This window comes from Novosphingobium sp. 11B (genome assembly GCF_054589055.1).
Genome location: NZ_BAAILP010000332.1, coordinates 45370 through 52093, shown reverse-complemented (window position 1 = coordinate 52093; position 6724 = coordinate 45370). Strand labels below are relative to the sequence as shown.

Genomic DNA, 6724 nt, shown 5'->3' with positions numbered 1-6724 from the left:
GCTAAAACCAGTCAGGCGTCGGGATCGACCGGCACTGCGAGGATGAACCGGGCACCCTGCCCCGGCGAGCTTTCGATGGAAAGCTCGCCGCCCATCGCGCGGGCTAGTCGCCGGGAAATATAGAGACCAAGTCCTGAGCCGCCGTCACCACTGCGGCCCAGACGCTCGAACTTCTCGAATACCCGGAGCTGATCTTCATCGCTGAGGCCAGGCCCCTGATCCGCGACGACGACGATGGCGCGTCCTCCCTCGACCGAAACCCGCACATCGATGCGCGACCCTTCCGGCGAGTAGCGAATGGCATTGCCGATGAGGTTCAGCAGAACCTGCAGGACACGGCGGAATTCCGCCAGAGCCGGGGCATGGTCATCGAGCGGCGGCGCCACGATCGAGATGTCTTTCTCCCGCGCCCGGACGCCCAGGATACCGGCGGCCTGCCGCGAGACATCGGCGAGATCGATGTAATCCGGCGTCGTCGAGAAACCGTCCTCCTCTACGACTTCCAGATCGGCCATGTCCTCCAGCAGACCCAGCAGCAGCTTGCCCGCGCCGGCGATCTCTCCGGCATATTCGGCATAGGCGTCGGGAAGCGGTCCGGCGAGGCGTGTGCGGATGGTCTCGGCGTTGGCGACGATCCGCGCGATCGGCTGCTTGAGCACCGGCGCCAGATCCTGCCCCACCAGTCCGCGGCGCTGCAGCGGCGCTTCAGGCTCCGCTACCGACACCCAGTCCGACGGTGCCTCGTCGGAAAGCAGCAGCAGTTCGAAGCCCGACGGCTCGAAGCCGGGCCGGATATGCGGCACCAGCGAGACGCGCCAGGATCGCGGCGAGCCCGCGACGACCACCGGCGCGCCGTCGAGCAGTCGCCAGTGAAGCGGCTGCTGGTGCGTCACGTTCTCCGGCGGCAGGAAGTCGGTCCAGCAGCGCCCCGCGCCTTGCTCCATCGCGGCGGACACTTGCGCCAGTTCGGGAGAATCGCACGTCACCGCGACCAGGCGCTGCCCCGCGTCGAGCCATGCACACAGTTCCGCGACATGGCGATCGGTCACCGCGCGGCGATGTTCGCCCGGACTGCCTTCCTCGGAATCCAGAGCGGCCGTCTGCCAGCTGCGCACATGGATCGAGCATCCCTCGCCCTCCGGCTCGACTTCGATCCACGAAGAAATCGTATCGTTGCCATCCTGCGCCCTGATCGCCTGAGCCAGGCGGCGGCGCGCTTGTCGGGCACGGCGCACCAGTTCGAGCAATTCCGGCACCGCGATCGTGCCGGGCATTTCGCCGCCACAGCGCAGTTGCAGTCCGGCGAGAGGCTCGTCGGCGCTGATCAGGCGGTCATGCCCGTCGCACGTCGCATGGGCCAGAATGGCGCCTTCGCCCGGGCTCATCGTGAAGTCGCACCGTTCGAGAGGATCGACGCAGCGCGCCATGCATCGATGCCGGATAGCCCGTTCGGAAGGTTCGCCCCCGCGTGAATCGCCAACACCTGCTCCTCGGCAAGACCGGAGGGCAGTTGCGCGGCGAGCAGGCTCAGCGCCAGTCGCGCCTGCTGGCCCGGTTGCGTCGCCGTGGCGGCCACGTCGCGTGGTTCTCCCGAGCGCAAGGACAGAGCCGTCAGGAACAACGCGACCCCGGCATGAGAAATCGACAAGGCCGTCTCGGTGTCCAGATCGGCGACCAAGTGTTCCGCCCACTGCAGCCGATTGGCGTGGGCCGCGTGATGACGCCGGGCCTCCGCTTCGACCGCAGACGCGCGTTCGGATAGAACAGGTTCGGCACCGACAAGCGCACGCAGGATCGCAAGCACCGCTTCCAGCACGGCGTCAGGCAGTTCCGCCAGGGGCAGAGCCATGCGCCGTTGCCCCTGGCTCCAGTTCGCCTGAGCCGCAAGGAAGCCGCGCGCCAGGGCATCGCCGTAGCCTGCACGTTCGCGTATGAGCGGCGAGGCGACCGGGTCTAGACCGATCCGCTCCTGCAATCGTTCGGTCAGTTGCCATTCCAGCGCGGCGGCGTGGATATGCGCCAGCAACACCGGCTCATCGAGGAAAGCCCGCGTCAGCACCGCGATTTCCTCGGGAGCATGCGCGCGCCGGTCGGCGCTGCCGATCAGGGCGTCAAGCAATTGCCCGGCGATGTCGGCGAGAATGCCCTTCACGCGCGCGAGAATCTCCTCGCTCAAGGCCGCGTTCTGCTCGGCCGCGACGAGATAGCGCAGCACCGGGAGCGCAGACGCCGCCGCAGCGTCACCGCGCACGAGGTCGCGTCGCAGAGCGGCCTCCACGGCTTGCGTATCCGCCGGATGAGCGGCCTGATCGATCATATGACCCGTCTAACCGGCATCTGGTTAATTCGAGGTTAGCCGTCGCGCCGACGCGGCAGCACGAGTGCCGCAGCGACCAGCCCGGCCGAAAGTAGCCTCACGACAAGCAGCACCTGCCCGAACCCGGACGCGAACGCGAGGATCAGGCCCAGCAACGCCCGGTCTGCGAAGAGACCGGCGAACCGCCCGGCGGCGATGCGCGGCAGCAGCACCAGAAGCATCATGAGAACAGCCGGAGTGCACAGCCAGGCCAGCACCGGCTCCCCCGGAAAGCGCGGCGTGTCCAGCAGTATCAGCGCAGCGAAGACCACATCGACCAGCCAGACCAGTGCGTCCGCGCGCGGGATCGCCGGAGATGCCTGGCCCAGCGCGTGCCGCTCCGCCGCGCGCAGCAGTCTGCTCGCCTCCACCAGCAGCCAGGCGATCGCCAGGAACCCGAAGGCGCACCACAGGAAGCCGAACCAGCCCGCACCCGCCGCAATAAAGAGCATGACCAGCACCGCCGCCGACACCACATTGCTGGCATTGCCCGCATGCAGCAGCGACGATCCGAAGCTCAGGACCGCAAAGCGCGCGATCGTACGTCCCGGCGTCCGCGCTCCCTCCTGCGCGAAGCGCGTACGCATCCACTCGTCCTCCAGCGCGTAGGCTTCCGCCTCGCTGCGGACCATACGCCAGCCTGACCCCGCCCGCGCCGCAGGCGGAACCTCGCGCATGGTGATGCCGGACTGGAGCGCGATGCGTGTCAGCGCCGAGATCGCATCCACGTCGAGCGGCAATTCGTGCAATCGCTCGACCAGCGCCCCCGGCACGCGCATCAGCCCGGCGGTGGCGCGATTGATGTCGATCCGCTCGAAACCGGCGGCAAGCGCGCCTTCGACCGGCTGAACCAGCACGGTCGGAGCCCGTCCTTCGAGAAGCGCCGCAGCCGCCGTCGGATCGGCGAAAAGCCCCTCCGAAACGACGATCAACTCGTCTCCGGCCGTAACCAGACCGGCCAGTTGACCCGCCCCCGTCGCAATGCCGAACTGAAGCCCCGCGTCCTCCGCATCGTGTTGAAGGGCGATCAGTTCTGGCGTGGTGCCGCGCGCCATGCAGATGACGCGCTGGCATTCCAGCGCCAGCGCCATACCGAGTTGGTGCTGCGCCACGCTCGCCCCTGCAACGCGCAGGAATGCGCGCGGGAACGGCTGCCCTGTCGCGGCAGGCTCCGTCATGGCCAACAATGCTATGCGCAAATCCGAAACTCCAGCACCCCGGCCAAGGATGTAGGCAGGTCGGAGCCCAGTGCCAAGCCCCAGTGCCAAACCCCAGTACCCGACCAAACCGGCAGTCGGCCTGAACGGGGGATCAGGTTCCGGAAAACTCCGTCAGGTAGGTCTTGAGGCGGCGCACCACGGCAGGCTCACCCGGCGCGGCATCAAGGGCATCCTGTGCCAATCCCAGCAGATGCACCGAGTGAAAGCTCGCCGCCAACCCCTTCAGCCGCGTCGCTGCCACCACCCAGTTGCCGTCGCACCGCGCCCGCTCGAGGAGATCGACCTGCCGACCGACGCCCTCGATATAGGCCGCTCGCAGTTCCGCCATCAGTACGGGATCGCCCCCGGCTGCAGCGGCGAGAGTGGCTTCCAGGGCTCCTGCTTCATATGCCATTTCCCCAGTTTAATCCCGGAAGTCTTAAACCGGGGTTTATCGGTCCGGTGCACGTGGTATCCTGGCTGGATGGTTGGGGAAAACAGGATCATCGCGTTCGGCGCGGGCACCGGCGAGCCGTCGGACACCCAGATGTCGGAAACCGCCGTGGAATCGGCGACGGAGTCGGACACCTCCGAAACCTGGGACGACGCCTGGGTGGCGGCAGATGATGCCGGCGAATCCTTCACGCCCTCTTCCGGGCGCGAATGGATCGCGCCCGCCGTTGCCGGGGCGGCGGTCGTCGCATGGAGCGGCCTGTTCCTGTTCGCGCAAGTGCCCGCAATGAAAACCGGCCTGACGCTCGCCGCGGTTCCCGCGCTCGTCATGCAATGGTGTGTGCCCGTGCTGCTGGTCGGCGTCGTCTGGTTGATCGCGATGCGCCGTAGCACACGGGAGGCACGGCGCTTCGGGCATATCGCGCAAACGCTCTCGGCCGAATCCGCCCTGCTCGAACGCCGCCTCACCACGGTGAACCGCGAGTTGAGCCTCGCACGCGAATTCGTCGCCGCGCAGGCTCGCGATCTCGAAACGCTGGGCCGCCTCGCAGCGGAACGTCTTTCCCAGAATGCCGAACGCCTGCAGGAACTCGTGCGCGACAACGGCGCGCGGGTCGATTCGATCAGTTCGGTCAGCAGCGCCGCGCTCGACAACATGGAGAAGCTGCGCGGCCAGTTGCCCGTCATCGCCAGTTCGGCGAAGGACGTCACCAACACCATCGCCAATGCCGGTCGCACCGCCCATGCCCAGCTTGAGGACATGATCAACGGCTTCAACCGGCTCAACGAGTTCGGTTCCGCCAGCACCCGGCAGGTTTCGATCTTGCGCGATCAGGTCAACGAGACGCTCGACGGCTTCAGCGCCCGCAGCGAACAGCTCGAACAGGCCGTCACCGCGCGTTTCTTGGCCCTCCACGAACGCGGAGAGGAATTCCGCACCCGACTGGACAAGCACGAGGTCGATGCCCTCGCCGCGATTCGCGTCCGCGCCAAGACGCTGACCGACGAAATCGACGAAGGGCGTCGCCAGCTCGACCGTCAGGAAGCCGAAAGCCTCACCTCGCTGCGCGCCCGCCTCGGTGCCCTGCGCGACGAGAGCGACGTCGTCTCTCGCGCACTGCGCCAGGCCGAGGAACGTGCGACCGAGCACCTGCGTACGTCGCTTTCCAACCTGTCGGAAGAACAGGCCGCCACCGGCGTCGCCATCATGGAGGCTCAGCAAACCGCCGTCGATGCGCTGGCCAGCCGTCTGGCGGCGATCGCCGGCGAAGCCTGCCAGATCGACGAATCGATCGGCCTTCGTGCCGAACACCTCGCCATGGAAGCCGAGGAACGCCAGTCGCGCCAGGTCGAGCAGGAGCGGCACGCGATCGCCCGCATCGACCACATGCTGGGTGAACTCGACGCCTCGATCGCCGAGCGGCTCGAACGGCACCGTATCCAGGCCGCTGCCCTTGCCGAACGCGCGGCTGCGGTCACCGGCGAACTCGGCCGTTTCGAGGCCCGCCTCGAAACCATCGCCGCACAAACCGGCGAAGCGGAAGATCGCTTGTCCATCAGCCTCACGGCGCTCACCGATCGCCTCACTGCCGCGCGCGCCACGCTCGCGGTCACCGACGATGAGGTGGAGAAGCTCACCGAAGACAGCGTGCGACTGCTCGAACTCATCCAGGCGAGCGCCCGCCAGACCGGCAGTGCCCTTCCCGAAGCGCTGGCGGTTTCGGAAGACCGCCTGCGGCGCATTCAGGAAGGGCTCGGCAGCGTGCTTGCGCAGCTGCGCGAAGCGGCACAGGGCGGCGAGGATGTCGCAGCCGAAATCGGTGTATCCGGTCGCGATCTCGACGCGCTCATCGGTGGACTTTCGCAGGCACAGGCGCAGATTTCCGCACGCGGCGCCGATCACGTCGCCTTGTTCGGGCGCCTGCAGGACACGCTCGGCGAGATCGACGCGGCCACACAGACGGCCGCCGACAAGGCGGGAGGCGCCCTGGTCGGCGCCCTCGCCGCGCTCGGCACCACCCTCGACGAGACGGTGTCCGCGATCGAGGAAGACAGCGCCGAACGCATCGTGCGCATCGCCGAAACCCTCGGCGACGAAAGCGCCGCCGCTATCGAAAAGGCCATGCGCGGCAAGGTTTCGGAGATTTCCGGCCAGCTCGAGCAGGCCGTGGCTCATGCCTCGGGCGTCACCCGCGAAGCCGCCACGCAGCTACGCGAACAGATCGCCAAGGTGGATGACCTCGTCGGCAATCTCGAAGGCAGGGTCACGCAGGCACGCGAACAGGCAACGGAGCAGGTCGACAACGACTTTGCCCGCCGCGCCGCGTTCATCACCGAATCGCTCAATTCAAACGCCATCGACATTGCCACGGTTCTGTCGAGCGACATCTCGGACAGTGCCTGGGCCGCATACCTGCGTGGCGACCGGGGCATATTCACCCGCCGGGCAGTAAGCCTGCTCGACGCCGGCGAGGCCAAGGCCGTCCAGCAGGTCTTCGAGCGTGACGACGCCTTCCGGGCCAACGTCAGCCGCTACATCCACGATTTCGAATCGATACTGCGGCAGGTGCTCTCGACCAGAGACGGAAACGCCCTTGGCGTCACCCTGCTGTCGTCGGACATGGGCAAGCTCTACGTCGCGCTGGCACAGGGCATCGAGCGCCTGCGCGGGTGAGGTTGGGCTGACCGACCTTTCGTCATTGCAAGCATGGTGAAA

At 67.2% G+C, this 6724-nt stretch carries 5 protein-coding genes; 1 reads left to right on the top strand and 4 read right to left on the bottom strand.

Annotated elements, in window-relative coordinates; all coding sequences use genetic code 11:
- Window positions 1-11: 11 nt before the first annotated feature.
- The 4 genes from ACYPYD_RS27470 to ACYPYD_RS27455 all read right to left on the bottom strand — a co-directional run bounded on the left by ACYPYD_RS27470 (window position 12) and on the right by ACYPYD_RS27455 (window position 3970).
- The gene (locus tag ACYPYD_RS27470; RefSeq protein WP_459666952.1) at window positions 12-1427 is read right to left on the bottom strand and encodes a sensor histidine kinase; all 1416 of its coding nucleotides are present in this window, start codon (window positions 1425-1427) and stop codon (window positions 12-14) included.
- On the bottom strand, window positions 1382-2317 hold the full coding sequence (locus tag ACYPYD_RS27465) for a hypothetical protein (protein WP_459666950.1): 936 nt from the start codon (window positions 2315-2317) through the stop codon (window positions 1382-1384). The genes ACYPYD_RS27470 and ACYPYD_RS27465 overlap by 46 nt, the downstream gene beginning before the upstream one ends.
- Window positions 2318-2352: 35 nt before the next feature.
- The gene (locus ACYPYD_RS27460; protein WP_036522951.1) at window positions 2353-3534 is read right to left on the bottom strand and encodes a hypothetical protein; all 1182 of its coding nucleotides are present in this window, start codon (window positions 3532-3534) and stop codon (window positions 2353-2355) included.
- A 133-nt stretch (window positions 3535-3667) separates the two neighbouring features.
- Window positions 3668-3970 (bottom strand): hypothetical protein, encoded by a 303-nt coding sequence (locus ACYPYD_RS27455; RefSeq protein WP_008833042.1) that lies wholly within the window; start codon window positions 3968-3970, stop codon window positions 3668-3670.
- 69 nt (window positions 3971-4039) lie between these two features.
- On the opposite strand from ACYPYD_RS27455, the gene ACYPYD_RS27450 reads away from it, so the two are divergent.
- Window positions 4040-6682 carry a coiled-coil domain-containing protein gene (locus ACYPYD_RS27450; protein WP_459666948.1) on the top strand — a complete coding sequence of 881 codons (2643 nt, stop codon included), beginning with the start codon at window positions 4040-4042 and terminating at the stop codon, window positions 6680-6682.
- The last annotated feature ends 42 nt before the right edge of the window (window positions 6683-6724 follow it).